The sequence below is a fragment of the Candidatus Poriferisocius sp. genome (genome assembly GCF_965219815.1).
GTDB lineage: Bacteria > Actinomycetota > Acidimicrobiia > Acidimicrobiales > Bin134 > Poriferisocius.
This window is the reverse complement of record NZ_OZ244791.1, coordinates 3648296-3666136: the sequence shown is the minus strand read 5'-3', so window position 1 is coordinate 3666136 and position 17841 is coordinate 3648296. Positions and strand designations below refer to the sequence as shown.

Annotated in this window: 16 protein-coding genes; 6 read left to right on the top strand and 10 right to left on the bottom strand. The window is 65.0% G+C overall.

All coding sequences use genetic code 11. The annotated features are described in order from the left end of the window. Positions 1–75: 75 nt before the first annotated feature. Positions 76–1260 carry an MFS transporter gene (locus ACOQPI_RS17535; protein ID WP_420620890.1) on the top strand — a complete coding sequence of 395 codons (1185 nt, stop codon included), beginning with the start codon at positions 76–78 and terminating at the stop codon, positions 1258–1260. A gap of 52 nt (positions 1261–1312) precedes the next feature. Then, complete coding sequence (locus tag ACOQPI_RS17530) at positions 1313–3130, top strand: FAD-dependent oxidoreductase (RefSeq protein WP_420620889.1); 1818 nt, start codon at positions 1313–1315, stop codon at positions 3128–3130. A gap of 4 nt (positions 3131–3134) precedes the next feature. Here the strand turns inward: ACOQPI_RS17530 and ACOQPI_RS17525 are convergent, their stop codons facing one another. From ACOQPI_RS17525 to ACOQPI_RS17485, 9 genes are all read right to left on the bottom strand, one after another. Further along, complete coding sequence (locus ACOQPI_RS17525) at positions 3135–4256, bottom strand: hypothetical protein (RefSeq protein WP_420620888.1); 1122 nt, start codon at positions 4254–4256, stop codon at positions 3135–3137. A gap of 419 nt (positions 4257–4675) precedes the next feature. Next, the gene (locus ACOQPI_RS17520; protein ID WP_420620887.1) at positions 4676–5326 is read right to left on the bottom strand and encodes a DUF4389 domain-containing protein; all 651 of its coding nucleotides are present in this window, start codon (positions 5324–5326) and stop codon (positions 4676–4678) included. A gap of 37 nt (positions 5327–5363) precedes the next feature. Continuing rightward, complete coding sequence (locus ACOQPI_RS17515) at positions 5364–6095, bottom strand: ABC transporter ATP-binding protein (protein ID WP_420620886.1); 732 nt, start codon at positions 6093–6095, stop codon at positions 5364–5366. Beyond that, positions 6085–6876, bottom strand: coding sequence for an ABC transporter ATP-binding protein (locus ACOQPI_RS17510; RefSeq protein WP_420620885.1), 792 nt, complete (start codon positions 6874–6876; stop codon positions 6085–6087). Before ACOQPI_RS17510 ends, ACOQPI_RS17515 begins: the two co-directional genes overlap by 11 nt. After that, the gene (locus tag ACOQPI_RS17505) at positions 6873–8777 is read right to left on the bottom strand and encodes a branched-chain amino acid ABC transporter permease (protein WP_420620884.1); all 1905 of its coding nucleotides are present in this window, start codon (positions 8775–8777) and stop codon (positions 6873–6875) included. Before ACOQPI_RS17505 ends, ACOQPI_RS17510 begins: the two co-directional genes overlap by 4 nt. Beyond that, positions 8774–9664: a branched-chain amino acid ABC transporter permease gene (locus ACOQPI_RS17500; protein ID WP_420621064.1), complete on the bottom strand. Its 891-nt coding sequence runs from the start codon at positions 9662–9664 to the stop codon at positions 8774–8776. The genes ACOQPI_RS17505 and ACOQPI_RS17500 overlap by 4 nt, the downstream gene beginning before the upstream one ends. A 324-nt stretch (positions 9665–9988) precedes the next feature. Continuing rightward, positions 9989–11308 carry a branched-chain amino acid ABC transporter substrate-binding protein gene (locus ACOQPI_RS17495; protein WP_420620883.1) on the bottom strand — a complete coding sequence of 440 codons (1320 nt, stop codon included), beginning with the start codon at positions 11306–11308 and terminating at the stop codon, positions 9989–9991. A gap of 124 nt (positions 11309–11432) precedes the next feature. Next, positions 11433–12620 carry an alpha-hydroxy acid oxidase gene (locus ACOQPI_RS17490; protein WP_420620882.1) on the bottom strand — a complete coding sequence of 396 codons (1188 nt, stop codon included), beginning with the start codon at positions 12618–12620 and terminating at the stop codon, positions 11433–11435. 7 nt (positions 12621–12627) lie between these two features. After that, on the bottom strand, positions 12628–13575 hold the full coding sequence (locus ACOQPI_RS17485; protein ID WP_420620881.1) for a ketopantoate reductase family protein: 948 nt from the start codon (positions 13573–13575) through the stop codon (positions 12628–12630). A gap of 86 nt (positions 13576–13661) precedes the next feature. On the opposite strand from ACOQPI_RS17485, the gene ACOQPI_RS17480 reads away from it, so the two are divergent. Next, positions 13662–14363 carry a class II aldolase/adducin family protein gene (locus ACOQPI_RS17480; protein WP_420620880.1) on the top strand — a complete coding sequence of 234 codons (702 nt, stop codon included), beginning with the start codon at positions 13662–13664 and terminating at the stop codon, positions 14361–14363. Positions 14364–14418: 55 nt separating this feature from the next. Here the strand turns inward: ACOQPI_RS17480 and ACOQPI_RS17475 are convergent, their stop codons facing one another. After that, on the bottom strand, positions 14419–15270 hold the full coding sequence (locus ACOQPI_RS17475; RefSeq protein ID WP_420620879.1) for a polysaccharide deacetylase family protein: 852 nt from the start codon (positions 15268–15270) through the stop codon (positions 14419–14421). Between the two features lie 32 nt (positions 15271–15302). Between ACOQPI_RS17475 and ACOQPI_RS17470 the strand changes: the two genes are divergently transcribed. From ACOQPI_RS17470 to ACOQPI_RS17460, 3 genes are read left to right on the top strand one after another with little or no spacing between them, the layout of a single operon-like run. Continuing rightward, a complete protein-coding gene (locus tag ACOQPI_RS17470) occupies positions 15303–16187 on the top strand; it encodes a phytanoyl-CoA dioxygenase family protein (RefSeq protein WP_420620878.1) in 885 nt (294 codons plus the stop codon). 34 nt (positions 16188–16221) lie between these two features. After that, positions 16222–16689, top strand: a complete 468-nt coding sequence (locus ACOQPI_RS17465; RefSeq protein WP_420620877.1) for a VOC family protein — start codon at positions 16222–16224, stop codon at positions 16687–16689. Positions 16690–16728: 39 nt separating this feature from the next. Then, the gene (locus tag ACOQPI_RS17460) at positions 16729–17802 is read left to right on the top strand and encodes an isopenicillin N synthase family dioxygenase (protein WP_420620876.1); all 1074 of its coding nucleotides are present in this window, start codon (positions 16729–16731) and stop codon (positions 17800–17802) included. The last annotated feature ends 39 nt before the right edge of the window (positions 17803–17841 follow it).

Sequence of the window (17841 nt, the reverse complement as noted above, 5' to 3'; positions counted from 1 at the left end):
GGTCACTTGACCCCAACCACGAGGCTACTTATGCCGCCCAGTAACGTCGCCTGGAGTGTTGGGCGGGCGAGCTAGATGAATTCACAGGCAAACGCCGGCCGAGGCCCAGCCGTGGTGGCGGCCAGCATGCTGGCACTGGGCATCGGTTCAAGCCTGGGCTTCTTCCCCGGCTATTTCGTGGCCGCGGTGCGCGACGACCTCGGCATTTCCCGGGCCCAGGTCGGGCTGCTGGTGAGCCTGCATTTCGGCTGTACTGGTTTGGGATCGATTATCGGAGCACGGATCACCGAGAAAATCGGCACCCGTGCTGCGGTAATCGTCGATCAGTTGATGGTGGCGGTGGCCGCGTGGGCCGCCGCCCTCCTCGACAGCTACGCCGCCTTGGTTGGGGCGGCAGTGTTCGCTGGTTTCGGCTATGCCCTGGCCAACGCAGCCACCAATGAGGCGGTGGCCGCAGCGGTGCCCGAAACCCGGCGCACGCTGGCGCTGTCAGCCAAAACATCCGGGGTGCCCATGATTGCCCTGATTAGCGCAGTATTGGTGCCATGGGCTTCCGACCGCTGGAGTTGGAACCTCATCCTTATGATCGCCGGGACCGTTGCGGCGGCAAATGTGCTCATTTCGTCCGCCATCATTCCCGACATCCGCGCCGCCCGGCATCGGACGCGAGACGGCGCATCCATCCTCCCCAGGGGTTTCTGGTGGTTCGCGGTGTCGGCCTTCTTTCTCGTCGGCTCCTCGCAGCCGCTGTTTTCTTGGGCTGTGCCGTATTTGGACGAGGGCCTGGGCACGTCCAAACCGGTGGCCGGCGCCATCGCCGGAGCAGCCGCCGGATTGGGCGCGGTTTGTATGTCGCTGACCGCCCTGCGGGCCGACTATCTCGGTCGAACCCGCCGAGTGCCGCTGATCGTCGGTCTCTGTTCAATATTGACCGCGGCCAACCTGGTAGTGATGAGCGGTCTGACGTTGGGACTGGTGGTGGCCACCATTGGCCTTCTAATCGGGTTCGTTGCCCAGCTGGCCGCCATCGGGATCATGCATGCCGCAGTGGTCGACCGGGCTCCCCACGCCGTGGCCCGGGCCACCGGCGTCACGATGACCGGCTACTACATGGGCGCGCTGGCTACCCCGGTGAGCTTCGGTGCACTGGTCGACTGGCTAGGAACCTATTCCTGGGCCTGGTTGGTGATGGCCCTGGGCAGCGCCTCGGCCGCCGCTTGCTTCGCCAGGGCCAGCCAGGTAGGCGACGTAGTCCCTTGACCATCGAATCGCAGGCAGCCATGCTCCCTGACGGGCTCTCCAAGGTGAGGCAATGAGCTACGAGCACGTACTGGCGCCGGTTGAGATCAATGGGCTGGAGATCAAGAACCGGGTGGTGCGCACCGCGCACGGCACCAACATCGGCCAGGGGCGGATCACCGACGAGCTGATCGCCTACCACGAGGCCCGAGCCGCCGGTGGGTGCGGGCTGACCATCTTGGAAGCGGCGTCGGTCCATCCCACCGACATGGGCACGCTGTGGTTGCACGACGCCTCGGTGGTGGACGACTACCGGCGGCTGATGAGCCGGCTGGCCCCTTACGGCATGACGGTGTTCCAGCAGCTCGGCCATCTCGGCTATGAGGGGGTGACCGCCGATGGCGATCCGCCGTGGTCGGCGTCGGAGTTTCCCGGTCCCAGCATCCGCCGCCCGGCCAAGCCCATGACCGCCGACGACATCGCCGAGCTCATCGATGCCTTCGCCTATGCCGCCCGGTGGAGCGTTGAGGGGGGTGTCCACGGGGTGGAGGTCCACATCGCCCACGGTTACCTGCTCCAGCAGTTCATGTCGTCGGCCACCAACCAGCGCATCGACGAATACGGCGGCTCGTGGGAGAACCGCATCCGCATGGCCCGCGAGGTTGTTGGCGCGGTGCGGACAGCGATCGGCGCCGAGATACCGCTCGGCGTGCGGATCGGATCAGAAGCCGTGGGTGACGGGGGAGTGACCGAGCACGATTGCGCTGGGTTGGTGAGGGTGCTGGCCGACGACGGCCTCATCGACTACGTGAACCTCACCTACGGAAGCTGCCTTCGGCCCCACAAGATCATGGGCGGGATGCACGAGCCGCCCGGTTACGAGTTGGAGGCCGCTGCTCCGGTGGTGGCTGCTGTGGATCTGCCTGCCATCGTCACTGGCCGGTTCCGCACCCTGGCCGAGGCCGACCAATTGATCGCCGAAGGGGTGGCCGACATGGTGGGTCTCACCCGAGCCCACATCGCCGACCCCGATCTAGTGGCCAAGAGCGTCGAAGGCCGGGAGGCCGAAGTTCGCCCCTGCATAGCCGGCAACGATGGCTGTGTCGGCGGCCTCAACCGGGGCCGCCTCTCCTGTGCCGTCAACCCCGCAGTAGGCCGCGAACTGGAGTTCCCACGCTTGGAGCCGAGCACCAAACCCCTACAGATTGTGGTTGTAGGCGGCGGACCCGGTGGCATGGAAGCGGCCCGACGGGCCGCCGAGCAGGGTCATTCCGTCGTGTTGTTCGAGGCCCGCGACTGCCTGGGCGGCGCGGTCCGACAAGCCCAAGAGCTACCCACCCGGGCCTTGCTGGGCGACATCTGCGATTGGCAAGAGCGAGAGCTGTCCCGGCTCGGCGTTGATGTGCGGTTGAACCAAGCCGCCGATGTCGATGCAATCACCGCTGCTCGCCCCCACCTCGTAGTTGTGGCCACCGGCGCCACCGGCGCCGAACTCCCCGATATCAGCACAATGCCCAAGGGAACCACCGCCGTGGTTGACGACCGCTTCGGCGGCTACGAGGCCCTTGGCCTCGCTGAGTGGCTAGCCACCCGAGGCCTGGCCGTAACCGTGACCACCCCCGGCCGCCGAGTAGCCGCCAACGCCCTGCTCGACCTAGTAGTCCAACCCGCCCTCGAGCGCCTTCAAGCCCTCAACGTCAACATCCAAACCAAAGTCGACCCCCCGCCCGAAGCCCACCTCACCCTCACCGTGGCCAAGCGCCCCCACGACCCCCTTTCCACCGACCTCATTGCTGCTGGCCTCACCGTCCAAGTCATCGGCGACGCCCGCGATCCCGGCACCATCCTCACCGCCATGACCGACGCTCATGGCATCGACCTCAGCGCCTGAACTCCTATTGGAAGGACACGAATACTGAGTTAGGGGTGAGTTCTAGGACTTGTTGCGGGGTGGCCATGGGGGAGTCTTCGTCGTAGAAGTTCTTCCAGCCCCAATAGAACTGGTCGGCGTCAGGTTCGTTGGTCAGAAAGTTCCAGGTGTTGTACTTGAGATTGAGAGGGCCCTGGCCGTCCATGTGGATCAGCACCGCTAGCTCTGGGGGCGTGTCGATGAGTTCGCGGTCGGTGATCATGGAGAACCGGAATTGGTGGAGGACGAGCAGCTTCTGTGGCAGGGCCTCTTCTCGGACGATCCCGGCCAGCCATTCCACCACCTGATTGATCTCGGCCGCGTCCACTGTGCCGATCTGTTCCAGATGCACCTCGTGAGGCTTGAGCCTCCACTCAGGATCGAGGGCTAATCCCACATGGGGCAGGCGCAGGAACTCCTCGTACATCTTCGCCTGCGTCAGAAAGTCGCTTCGCCCCGACTGAAGGTCCAGCACCACGTACATGTCGTTGGCGGCCGCAGTCTCGATCCAAGGCCTGATGTCGTCTTTGAGGGTCCCCGCCGAGTAGTCGCCGTCGCTGCCGGCGCTGGCCGCCGCAACGGTGGCGATGATCTCAAAAGTGGGCAACACCGCATAGCCGTCGCCGTCGTAGCCCCGGGAAATGGATCGGAGGCGCTCAACCCCCGCTTCGGGACCCTGTTCTCCCAGCACGCCCAGTGCTGATGTCGCCGGGTGGCCGTACAGGGCCACCAAGCGGCGGTTAATGCCCGAGTCGAACATAAGCAGGCCGCCCCCGGGAATCTCTTTGTCCCGGCGGATGACCTCCAACTGCCATAGCGCGTCCTCGCCGAGGTCCGGAGCCACTATCACCTCCGAGGCGTCCAGGATCTTTTGCCTGGTCTGCGGGGAAAGGGCTCTGAGGTCGTCGGTGGCCACGATCACCGTGTTGCCGATTTGGTGGCCTTGGGCCGCCAGCGTCGCGGCCTGCTCGTCGTCGGCCACCACCCACACGCGCTCGACCACCGCCACGGGGGCCGGTGTCGCGGTCGGCTGGTCGACTTCGGGGGGCTTGAGGTTGAAATCGGCCTGAACCTCAGGTGCAGAGGACGCCCCCCGGATCGCGGCCACTGCCAAACCGGCGATAGACGAAGGGGTAACAGCATCATTGGCCCCGGTGCCTTGGGCCGTGGGAGACGCAGTGATGGACGCGTGCGTAGTGGTTGAGGCCGTTCCAACCGGCAGGCACGACGTTGCAACCGCAACCAGCGCAATAACAACAATGATCCAGTAGGGGCGAAAACGGATTCGCAACTAAGGCTCCTTCAGATTTCATCAGGCCTTGTCGCCAAATCAGCGCAATGCCAGCTTTGAAATCCGCATGCCCTGGTTCGAATCCGGTCTTTCGGACAAGAACCCCCTACAAAGCGGCAGGCAACATGCTAGCGCAACACCAAGTATCTCGGAAGGACAATCGACAAGATTCCCAACGTGAGACTTGCAATCGACTTGAGGGGGGCAGGCACCCCTGAATGCTCAGCTGATGCGTGTTATTGCAGCGAGAACGGGGGATAGCGGTCGGTGATGAGCAGAAACGCGTAGGCGTTGACTCGCAGTTGCCAGCGCTCTACGCCGACCACGAAGTCGAAGAGGCCGCGCGGGTAGCGACCGGTAAACATGATCGCGAACCACGCGAACACAACGCTCAGGAAGGCTGCGATGTACAGGAAGAACAGGAGGATGAGGTGCGGGATAGCGAGGAACCATTTGACTAGAGGCATCCAACGCTTCAGATCGCGGGACGCGTCAGGGTAGTCCAAGTCTAGGTGGACGGCTTGTTGCTCGTCGGTTGAGGGGTATTCCTCTCGCAGCAGCCCCATGTAGGCCGTAATTCGGGTTACAAATCTCGTGAGTTCAAGGTTCCAGTCGAACCACCACCGCGGGTACTTGCGGCGAAACAGGAGCATCAGCAAAGTGGGAAGGAACAGGGCGCCAAACAAGGCGTACAGGCTTTCCCAGTCGCCGCTACCCCAGCCGCTGGAACTGCTGGAAACTAGCAGGAGCACGATCACAATGGGGATGATCAGAATGATGCGGAATAGCGTTTTCACTCGGCTGAGGCCAGCTTCGGGGTAGTCGATATCCAATCGTGCTGGGTAGCTGGCTCCGGTGCCTTCTGCCATGCTCGAGGTGTCGGACATGTCTGCCTCCAAGAGGTATCGGTTGTCGCATATTACCTTACTTCTCGGTGGTACCGAGGTAGGAGGCTTGTAGGTCGGGGTGGGCCAGGAGGTTTTCGGCGGTGTCGTCCAGTACCACTCGCCCGGTTTGCAGCACCCAGCCCCGGTCGGCGATGGACAGGGCCATGTTGGCGTTCTGCTCCACCATGAACACGGTCAGCCCCGCTTCATGGATCTGCTGGATCAGCTCGAAGTTCTGCTGCACCAGCGCAGGGGCCAGCCCCATGGAAGGCTCGTCCATGAGCAGAATCTGGGGGCGGGCCATCAGCGCCCGGCCGATGGCCACCATCTGCTGCTCGCCCCCCGACAGGGTGCCGGCCTTTTGGTTCAGACGCTCCTTCACCCGGGGGAACAGCTCAAACACCCACTCCCGGTCGGTGGCGACCCCGTCGGCATCGGTGCGCAGAAACGCCCCCATCTCCAGGTTCTCGCCCACCGTGAGGCGTTTGAACAGCCGCCGGTTCTCCGGGACCATGGTCACCCCCAGCGCTACTCGCTCCCGGGTGGATTGGGTGGTCACCACCTGCCCGTTGAGCACCACATCGCCAGTGGTGGGCTTCACCATGCCCAGGATCGTCCGCAGAGTGGTGGACTTTCCGCTGGCGTTGCCCCCCAACAGGCACACCAGCTCGCCGGAGTAGATGGCCAGGTCCACATCTTTGAGGATGTGGACCGCCCCGTAGTGGGTGTTCACCCCCCGCAGCTCCAGCACCGGTGATTCAACTCCCATCGGTCGTCTGCCCCAGGTAGGCCTCGATCACCTGCGGGTTGGCCGACACCTCGGCATAGGTGCCCCGGGCGATGGCCTCACCGTGGTCCAGCACTACCACCCGGTCGGAGATGTCCTGCACCACCGACATGTCGTGTTCGATGAGCACGATGGTGTAGCCCATCTCGTCACGGAGCTTGCCGATGAGCTGGGTCAGCTCAGCCGATTCCACCGGGTTCATGCCCGCCACCGGCTCGTCCAGGAGGATCAGCTTCGGGTCGGTGGCCATGGCCCTGGCGATCTCCAGACGGCGGCGGTTGGCATACGACAGCACCGAGGCTGGCTGGTCGAATCGGTAACCGGTGAGGCGGGTGCCGAAGAAGCCCAGCACCTCCTTGCCCCGGGCTCGCACCTGGTCTTCTTCGGTGCGGAAGCGGCGGGTTTGCAGCAGGGCATCGAACACCCGCTGTCGGGTGCGGCAGTGCTGGGACACCATCACATTTTCCAGCACGGTCATGTTGTTGAACAGCCGGACGTTCTGGAAGGTGCGGGCGATGCCTCGGGCGGTGATCTTGTTGGGATCGAGTCCTAGCAGCGACTGCCCCTCGAAAGTCAGCGTTCCCCCAGTGGGTTCGACCATCCCGCTGATCACGTTGAAGAAGGTGGTTTTGCCCGCCCCGTTGGGGCCTATCACCGCAACGATCTCGCCCTTTTCCGCGGTGAAGTCGAGCTTGTTCAGGGCATGCAGACCGCCAAACTCCACATGCAGACTGGCGATCTCCAGCATCGGTCGGGCGCTCATGGCCGCCCTCGGCCCCTGTTGCCGCCGGCGTCGTCTGCTGCTCTGCTCGCAGGCTGGGCACGCAGCCAGGCATCCTGGTTGACCTCGTTGGCTTGCAGTTCTCGGGCTCTGCGGGCGCTGGGGATCAGACCTTCGGGCCGCTGAAGCATCATCCAAACCAGCAGCGCCCCGTAGATCAGGATCTTGTACTCGGCGAATTCCTGGAGCAGACCCGGCTGATTGGGCCCGCCCAATACGCCGATGAGCACCACCGCCCCGGCGACCACACCGGCGATGTTGCCCATCCCGCCGAAGATCACCACCACCAGAATCACGATCGACACGATGATGGCGAAGCTGTGGGGGAACACCGACCCAACCTTGGCCGACAAGATGGCTCCGCTGAACGAGCCCAGCACCGCTCCGGTGACGAAGGCCATGATCTTGGCGCTGACCGTGTCCACCCCCATGGCCTCGGCCACGCTCTCATCCTCGCGGATAGCCATCCAGGCCCGGCCGATGCGGGAGTTCTCCAGCCGCCAAGACACGTAGATGGCGATGGCACAGAAGAACAGCACCAGATACAGCACCGACCGAGGCTCGAACCCCCGCACTGTGGCCAGGCCGAACACCTCTACCCCGGGGACGTTGGTGATTCCCTGGGCACCGTTGAAGGTTCCCGACAGCCAATCGGACAGCAGAAGAATGCGGATTATCTCGCCGAATCCCAGCGTGACCACGGCCAGGTAGTCGCCCCGCATCCGGATCACCGGCGCTCCGATCAAAAGCCCGGCCAGCCCGGCCAGCAACATGGCGGCAAACAGGGCTCCGAACCAGGGGATCTCGGGGTCGAATCGGGGCGACCCCGGCGACGTGAGCACGGCCACGCTGTAGCCGCCCACCGCGAAGAAGGCCACGTATCCCAAATCCAGGATCCCGGCCAGGCCCACGATGATGTTGAGCCCCAGCGCCAACAAGATGAACAGGCCCACATTGGCGAGAAGCTCGTTGGTGAGCCGGCCCAGAAACAGCGGCAACACGATGATGGCAGCCGGAGCGAACGCCCAGCCCAGCAGCCTCTGGGCCGGGATTCGCCGCCACGTCTTTTGAGTCGGCGAACTGCCTGTTCCGGCTGCGTCGGGTTGGGCCGAAGCCTGTGGGGCCGTGCGGCCGCTGGCGGCCCGAACCCAGGAGAATCCCGCAGACGCCGCCACCGCGACCGCAACAATCACCGCGGTTGCCGCAAGGGTGAGCCCTCGCTTGGGACCGTAAAGCCAATCCGGCACCGCCTCGATGTGAAAGCCCTGGCTCAGGTCAACGATCACGCTCTCCAGCACGGCTACGGCGAACACCGTCGATAGCGCCAAGACCATCGTGCGGGCGATCTTGTCGTCCATCCAGTGCATGGCGCCGCCCAATGCCCCGGTCGCGGTGCCGATAGCCGGCCAGACGAGCGCTCCCAGCCACACCGATTGGTCGAATTCCAAGATTCCGAGAAGCTGGGGGCTCCAGTGAACCAGCGGGTCGCGGATGTCGAAGTGGGTGATCCCCAGCACCAAGAGGGCGAGGCCCAGGTTGCCCAGCAGCCCCGCCATGGCGCCGGCCACCACGTCGCGCCCGCCTTTGGCGTACGCTGCCATGCCTTCCAGCACCTGTTCTCTGCCCACCCAGTTGCCCACTACCAGGGGTAGCCACAGCAAAGCCAGGTATCCCAGGCTCAATATGGGATCGATCAACAGCCGCCGGTCGAAGGTGACCGGCATCCCGGTCAAAGCAATGAACACCTGTCCAACCGCCAGCACCGCGCCAGCACAAATCAGCCTTCGCCAGTCTTGGTCCAACAACCGCCGGCGCGCAGAGGCAGCAGCCCCGGTTTTCCCTGAGCCTGGTTTGGCGGCTGTGGACTCTTCAACCATGCTCATGTGCGCTCCTCAGAGGGGAGTCGCTCGCCGAACAGACCGCTGGGCCGAACCAACAGCACGATGATCAAAACGGCAAAGGCCACCGCATCGCGCAACTGGGATGGCCCGCTCACCCCCAGCGGCTCCAGGATCATCAGCGGGCCGAGGGATTCAGCCACCCCTATGGTGAGCCCTCCGGCCATGGAGCCCCCCAGGTTGCCGATGCCTCCGACAACGGCGGAGCTGAACGCCTTGATGCCGGGCAAAAAACCGGTGGTGTGGATCACGCTGCGGAACAGCAGCCCCCACAAGATGCCCGCTACCCCGGCCATGGCCCCGCCCACCGCGAAGGTCTTGACGATGATGCGGTTCACGTCTATGCCCATGAGAGAGGCGATCTCGGCGTCTTCGGCCACTGCCCGCATGGCCTTGCCGGTCTTGGTCTTCTCAACCAGGTACCACAGCGCCACCATGGCCATCGCAGCCACCAGCACCACCAATATCTTGGACCCTTGGACATCCAGGAATGTCCGCTTGTCGGTCAGCCAGTTCGGCAGGTCTGGGTACGACTTCACCGTCGAACCCAACAGGGCTAGAACGCAGTTTTGAAGGAAGAACGAAACCCCGATCGAGGTTATGAGCGGGATGAGCCGGGGTTTTCCTCGCAGCGGGCGATAGGCCACCCGCTCCATCACCACTGCGGTGATAGTGCATACCAGCATGGAGAGCACCACCACCAGCAGCAAGCAGACAACGAAGCTGCTCTCCCAGTAGCCAGACTCGGCCAGCTTGTTGGAGGTGATCGCCCCGGTCATGGCCCCCACCATAAACACCTCACCGTGGGCGAAGTTGATGAACCCCAAGACCCCGTAGACCATTGAATAGCCCAGCGCGATCAGCCCGTACATCGATCCCTGGGCCAGCCCGGTGACCACCAGACCCTGGAATTGCTCCCCGGTGAGGCTGATTGCGTCGGGGTTGGCCCATCGGGCGAAGGGGTTGTCGCTGTTGATGAGCTGGGCGACGAAAGCCGTGAATCCCAACGCGATCACCGCCAGGGATGCGACGCGAAGGACGGTGAGGAACCAGTCAACGTTTGTGCGCTGTTTGGTGGTCTTCTGCATCACCGTCCGCCTAGCCCCACCGCCTAGCCCCACCATCTAGGCCACCGCCGATGAGAGCTACCGGCGGCAGCGCAATGGACAAACGGCTAAGTCGAAAGTGCCGGCCTCCTAGGGGTAGGAGTAGACGACGTTTTCCTTGCTGGCCTCTACGTCCCTTGAATCCAGGTGGTAGACAACGGTGATCTTTTGGGATGCGCAGTCGCCGAAATCGTCGCAGCTCAGCGTGCCGGTGATTCCGCTGTAGCCGCTGACCGAGTTCAGGTGCTGGCGCACCCCGGCCCGGTCGATGTGCAGATTGCCGTCTTCCACCCACGAGGCCGCGGCGATGGCGTCGAGGAGCAGTGCGGCGGCGTCGTAGGAGTGCCCCCAGAAGGCCGCCGACGGGGCCTCACCGTAGGCTTGGGTGTAGGCGGCCAGGATCTGGTCGGCGTTTTGGCCGGTGCTCTGGTTCGTGTTGGTTCCGAACCGGGTGTCGGGACCTGAGAAGTGCATGCCCACCGAGTCGGTGAGGGCGAGGAAGTCGTCCACGAGCAAGCCGTCGGCGGCGAGCAGCGTGGCCCCCAGCCCCGAAACCGTCGGGGCTTGAGCTGCCACGAAGTCTCCCTCGGGCTGGAAGATCGGGAAGAACAGCGCCCCGGGGCTGCCGGCGGCCAATTCCGTGAGGGCGGGCACCATGTCGGTGTCGCCCTTGTTGATGCCGGTGAAGCCCGAAACCGTGCCACCCAGCTCTTCGAACGAATTGCGGAAGGCCGAGGCCAACCCTTGGGTGTAGGGGTCGCCGTCGTGGAGGGCTGCCGCGTTGTCGATGCCCAACTCGGAGAACACGAAATTGGCCATTGCGGCACCCTGCACAAGGTCGTTGTGGGCGGTTCGGTAGTAGCCCACGTTGTAGCTCTCACCGGGATTACCCTGGAAGTCTGAGGTGAGGGCGGGAGAGGTATTGGACGGCGAGATGATCACCATGCCGGCCTGGGTGATGAGCGGGGCCGCGGCCACCCCGGCACCGCTGCAAGACGTGCCGATCACCCCTATGACCTGCTCGTCCGCGGCGATGGTCTGAGCCGCGGCCTGGCCTCCCTCCGAAGAGCAGAGCCCGTCGAGCGGCGTGCCCATATCCACGGAGAACCCGCGGATATCCCCGTAATCGGCGATGGCCAACTCCACGGCCCGCTGGTTGGGCAGCCCCAAGAAGGCCACCGGACCGCTGATGGCGTTCAGTGACCGGATCTGGATGGACTCGCCTTCAGCCACGGTCACAATGCCCAGCGATCCATCGCCCATGGCAGATCCTCGGCCGCCCGAGCCGCCGTCATCGTCGTCGTTACCGCAGCTCGTTGCCAATAGCGCGAACACAGCCAGAAAGGCAACGACAATCGGGATGGCGTGCCGCCTCATTCCAAGAGCACCAAGCACTGCGAAGCGATCCATAACGAGTCCTCCCCTGATACGTCTGCTTACCATCTGGGTACTTTAGCCAGCCAGCTAGCGCGCGGTGTCTAACCCCTGGCAGGGACAAGTGTAGGGAATCCGATGTCTTCAGGAGCGATACTGCCTATTGGGCGATGAGCTCGGGGTCGATGTCGTCGAAGCGGGGGCAGCCCACCAGGGCCAATGTGCGGTCGATGTCGGCTCGGTACACGTCGAGCATTCGGGCTACCCCGGCCTCGCCGGCCACGGCCAGTCCCCAGAACCAGCTTCGCCCGCCCATTGCGGCCTGGGCGCCCAGGGCCCGGGCCTTCACTACGTCGGAACCCCGCTGGCATCCGCCGTCCACCAGCACCTCGGCTCTGTCACCCACCGCCTCAGCGATCCGGGGGAGCACGGCGAAGGCCCCCGGCACCGAGTCGAGCTGGCGCCCGCCGTGGTTCGACACGATCACCCCGTCGGCGCCCCATTTCACGGCGGCCTCGGCGTCGGCCACAGAGATCACTCCTTTGATGAGCAGCGGTCCGTCCCACTCCCGCCGCAGCCACCCCAGGTCGTCCCAGGTGCGGGATGGATCGGCCAATTCCCGGTCGACGTAAGCCCCGATGGCGCTGGCGTCGTCGCCGATGCCCAGCTCCACCAGGCTGCCGAAGGTGATGTCAGGCCCGGCCACCAGCTGGCGCAGCCACCGGAGCCGCCGGGCGGTGTCCAGCGCGCTGTTCAACCGAATGCGAGGGGGAAGCGACATGCCGTTGCGGAGATCCCGCTCTCGCTTGCCCACCACCGGCACATCCACCGTCAGCACCAACGCCTCATAGCCTGCGTCTCGGGCCCGATTCACCAGCGACTGCACCACCTCGGGGCTCTTCCACAGATAGAGCTGGAACCACCGCCGGCAGTTGGGCGCCGCTGCGGCAATGTCCTCCAGCGAGTAGCCCGATCCAGTGCTCACCGCGAACACGGTGCCCGCGGCAGCAGCTGCCCGGGCTGCGGCCAGCTCACCCTCGCGATGCACCAGCGTGGCCAGCCCGGCCGGGGCCAGCAGGAATGGCAGCGATACCGGCTGGCCGAGCACGGTGGTGGACACGTCCCGGTTTGCCACATCCACCAGATAGTTCGGGGCCAGCTCCACCCTGTCGATGGCAGACCGGTTGGCGGCGATGGTCAGCTCGCCCTCGGCACCGCCCTCCACGAACTCGAACACCATCTTGGGCAGCCGCCGACGGGCTTCCTGTCGGAAGTCGGCGTAGGTGTGCCACCGGGCCACCCCCTTGGGGGCTCGGGCCAGCATCCGGCTCAGCTCTCGCAGCTTCATCGTTTCGTCATCCTCCAGACATAGCCGCGGCCAGCAGCCGGGTGACGGCCCGCATCGTGGGCACCTCGAGTCGGTGGCTGTTGGCGATCTCCACCAGGTCGCCGAACACGGCCTGCACTTCGAAGGGCCGCCCCCGGTCGATGCTCTGCAAGATGGACACCCGAACCTCGGTCTCTCCGGCCGCCTCCATGCCCTCGCCCACGGCTAGGAGCCGCCGATGGGCCTCAGCCCGACTCTCCTGGGTAAGCGCCCGTATTTGGAATGGCCCGTGCCCGTCGATCAGTTCCACTCCCTCCGCCGCGGCGATGGCTGCTCCTTCGCAAGCCAGGTCGTAGAACACGTCACGGGTCTCGGGCAACAAGAAAATTCGGTGGTACACCAGCCGGGTCAGGCCCACCACTCCCATGGCCGCGGCGGCCAGCACCCCTTTGGACCACAGCGCGGGGGCGATGTCGTCGTGGACCTCCAGCTTGCGTCCCGGCAAGGCCGCCGCGATGGCCGCCGCCGTGCCCGGCGTCGTGCTCGACAGGTCGCCCAGCAAGGTGGGGCCGTCAAAGGAGTGAGATGCATGGCCGGGCTCGCCTAGCGTGCCGCCCACCAATGACACACAGCCCACTGCGGCGGCGCCGAATCGGGCCGCCAGCGGCTCGGCTTGGCGCACCCCGTTCTGCACTGAGAACGCGGCTTGGGCCGAACCCCGAAAGCCGCCCAGCAGTTCAGCGTTGTCAAACGCCTTGCTGGCCAACAGCAAGATGTCGCAATCGCCCGCTTGGGCCGGGTTGGTGATCGCTCTGATGGCCACCGGTGCCTGGTCGTCGATCCTCAGCCCGCTACGATTCACCGCTTCGGCGTGAGCCGGTCGGGCTACCAGGGTCACATCGGCACCTGCTTCGGCGAACCATGCGCCGTACACCGATCCCAGCGCTCCGGCCCCGAGCACTACCACGGTCGTCATTGATGCTGCCCTCGATTGGGGCCGCAATCAGCCGCCCCAGAGGCTTCACACTGGCGCTGTTCCATTGATGCCGTACTCTAGGGGGCATGAGCACCTCCGAGAGCGAAGCCAGTGAGATTGTGAACGACATTGTGTTGGCTTGTCGGGCCCTGACCGTGAGGGGGTGCGACACTGGCATCGGCGGCCATGTCAGCGTGCGGGTACCCGGCGAGGACGCCTTCTGGATCAACGCCTTCGACCGGACACTGGGCGAGATCACCGCCGACGACGTAATGAAGCTCGACTACGAGGGCAACCTGCTGGAGGGCAACCGGGAGGTGAGCCTGGGCTTCGAGTTCCATGCCGGGGTGTATCAGAACCGCAACGACGTGAACGCCATCGTCCACAGTCACGGCCGATGGATCACCGCGCTGGCTTCCCTGGCCCGCCCGCTGAAAATGCGCCACAACCTTTGCTGCATCTTCCACGACGACCAGGTGCTGAGCCCGGACGACCGCTTCGAGTCCATCGGGCCGGCCATCGAGACCAACCACACCGTGATCATCCCCTGGCACGGGGCCATCTGCGTGGGGGCCACCCTGGCCCGGGCCGCCGCCCTTCACGCCACCCTGGAAGACCAGGCCCAGCTCGACGTGCTCCTTGAGCCCACCGACGCCCCCGAGATTCCCGAGCACTTACGGCTCGGGCTGAAGAAGCTGGTGGACGACCAGGCCGGCTACCTAGAGCAGACCTGGACCCTCATGCGCCGCCAAGGCCAGCGCCACCTGGAGGCCCATCCCACCGGCTGATCACACCAGGATCGCCAGAATCCCCACCCCACCGGCTAAGCGCGGTTAGCTGCGGCTAAGCCAAGTCAGCCATCGAGGCCAGCTCGTAGGGCTGGCTCATCAACCATTCTTTCCAACCATCAGTGCCGAACAGCTCGTACTCGTCGGTGCGCACATGGAAGGAGTCGGGCTCGATCACCTCAATCTCGGCGCCACCGGGCGCGTTGGGGTGAAAGGCGCAGAACACCAAGTCCTCTTCCAGGCTGCCAAGCATCTCCTGATATGCGGACGGCTCCTGCGGCGCCCGAGAGAAATCAGTCTCCAGCACAACGTCAAACACCGGCATCCCTGCCGCTCGGGCATCCGCGGCGGCGGACCTGATGGCCTCGTCTGAGGCTTGGGCCTCCGATGGGCTGGCCACATGGCGTCGGGGGCCATAGGCGGCCAGAGAATCAGTAATGAGCACCGGCACCCCGTAGTCGATGCCCACCGCCACGTAGCGGTCGCACCACTCCGGGGCCAGCGCCGAGCCCATGTGGGCATCCAGGTGGGTCACGTTGACCCCGAACGCCAGCGCCCGGTCGATCTGCGCCCGCCACTCCTGTTCCACCGCGTCGGGGTGGGCGTTGCGCCGCACCTCGGCCACGGTTCGCCACAAGAATCCATGCTCGTCCACCAGCCCCGATGAAGGGGCCGCCGTGATCACAGGACCCCAGCGGTAGTGCGTCTTCTCAGCGTTGAGCGTGAGGTGGATCCCGCAGTCGAGGGAGTCGTCCCCAGCCGCGGCCTCGGCGATCTCGGTGAACCACGGGCACGGCACCATCACGGAGCCAGAAGTAATGGTGCCGAAGTGCGACAGCTCCACAAAGGCCTGGTTGGCGCCGTGGCACATCCCCACGTCATCGGCATGGATCACCAGTCGAGTCACGGTTTCGAAACTAGTCCGCTTACCATCTTGTCGTGGCCCTGAGTCATTTCCCCCCAAACGCCGATCTGGCCGAAGTGAGCGATCATCTGCGCCGCTTCGGCTACGCCATCGTCGACGACGTGGCCGATGCGGCCACCATGGATCGGCTTGAGGCCGAAGCCATGCCCTATATCGAAGCCTCCGACGCCGGCCGCGATGAGTACGACGGCCGGTTCACCCGTCGCACCGGTGCCCTAATTGCCCGCTGCCCCACCGCCCGCGAACTGATCATGCACCCGGTGGCGGTCGGCACCGTCAGCCATTTCCTCAGCCATGTGAGCGCGGTGCAGCTCCACCTCACCCAGATCATCTCGGTGGAACCGGGGGAGACCCGCCAAAAGCCGCACCGCGACGAAATGGCCTTCGACTTCTTCCCCTTCGGGGCCGACTACCACGTGCAGTGCAACACCATGTGGGCGCTCACCGACTTCACCGCGGCCAACGGCGCCACCCACATACTGGCCGGCAGCTCAGGGGTGGGCGACGGCGAGGCCCTCAACTTGCCCAATGCCCAGGCCGAGATGGGCCGGGGCAGTGTGCTGTTCTACGACGGCAAGGTGCTCCACGGCGCCGGGGCCAACACCAGCGACGGAGTGCGCCGAGGGGTGAACATCACCTACGCGGTGGGTTGGGTGCGCCAAGAGGAGAACCAGTATCTGGCCTGCCCGCCCGAGATCGCCCGCACCCTAGACGACGATCTGCTGAGAATGATGGGCTACACCCAAGGCGCGTTCGCCCTGGGCTATGTAGGCGACCAGACCGACCCGCTGGCCGCGCTGCGGGGAGGCACCGCCAAGGCCAAGACCATCGGTGCCGTGGCCCAAGACAACGAAAACGCTCGCCAGTTCGTCACCGACATCGACGACTTGGGTCGCTAGCGGCAATTCCCAGGCCATCGGCTACCGTGCCGCCATGGCTTTGATCACCGACCCCTTCCATACCGGCATCGTCGTCGCTGATGTTGAGGAGTCCATGGCCCACATCTCGGCCGCCACCGGCCTCACTTGGCATTCCCTGCAATCCCTCGACCTCGACCTGCTGATAGACGGTGAGGTGGTGTCCACCAGCGTGCAGTTCTCCTACACGGTGGAGGGCCCGGTGCAGATCGAGCTGGCCGCCGGCCCCGAAGGATCGTTCTGGGATTTCGATCTCTACGGGGGGCTCAACCACATGGGCTATTGGACCGAAGACCTCCACGCCGACATCGCCGCGCTTCAGGCCGGGGGGTGCGAGCTGATCTATGGCGGGGCCAGCGAAGACGGTGGGCTTCAAGGGTTTGCCTTTCTGGTTCCCCCCACCACCGGCCTGCGGATCGAGCTCATCGATGTGGCCATGCGACCCGCATTCGACAACTGGTTCGCGGGCGGGGAGTTCGGCTGATCGCCCTCTGTCTGATCCCATTCAGAGGGCCTCAAGGCGATGACCGCTACGCTGGACAGTGTGACCGCCGCAGGCGCGTTCGATCAGATCCCCGTGGTGGATCTCGGCCCCCTGTCGGGAACCCGGGCCGAGCGCGAGGCCCTGGCCGAGGAGCTGTGCCGGATCTGCCACGAGGTCGGCTTCCTGCTGGTGGTGAACCATGGGGTGTCCGACGACCTGAGCGGCAACATCTTCGCCATGCTGCGGAAGTTCTTCGCCTTCTCCGACGAGCAGAAGAAGTTGATCGACAAGCGGCGCTCCCGCCACTTCCGGGGCTGGGAGCCGGAGGGGGCCGAATACACCAACAATCGCCCCGACATCCGAGAGCAGATCGACTGGTGGACCGAGTGGCCTGCCGAGCCCAAAGACGTCGAGCCCTACTACCTGCGCCTGCTGGGCCCCAACCAGTGGCTTCCCGATGGGCTCCTCCCCGGCCATAGAGACCTCACCAACCAGTGGTTCGACGAGCTGGGGGGCTTGGCCAACCGCCTCTTGGGGGCCCTCTCGCTGGGGCTGGGGCTGGGGGAGGATTACCTGGAGCGGTCGTTCGGAACCCAGACCATGTCGCTGGCCAAGTTCATCCACTATCCCCCCACTCCAAAGGGCGAGGCCGGGGTCAACGCCCACCGAGACACCGGGTTCTTGACCGTGCTCGACCCCGGCCCCACCGCCGGGCTGCAAGTGCAGAACCAAAACGGCCAGTGGATCGACGTGCCCACGGTGGAGGGGTCGTACGTGATCAACCTGGGCGAGACGCTCCAGGCCATGACCGGCAACTACCTGGTGGCCACCGCCCACCAGGTGATCACCACCGAAGAGCGCTACTCGGCAGGCTATTTTCACGGCCCGTCGCTCGACGTGGCCCTAACCCCGCTGCCGCTCGAAGAGAAATTTGCCGCCGCCGTGGCCGCCAGCCCCCACCACAACAGCGCCGGGTTCATGGCCAGCATTGCCGAGACCGAGGCCGGTGTGGCTGACATGTCCAGCTCCTACCGCCCCTCCACCTACGGCGAGCAGCTCTGGAACTACTTCTCCCGCAGCTACCCCGAAAACGTCGCCACCCACTACGGCTAGCGCTTTCAGGTAGTTATAGCTATAGCCACTGGCTATGGC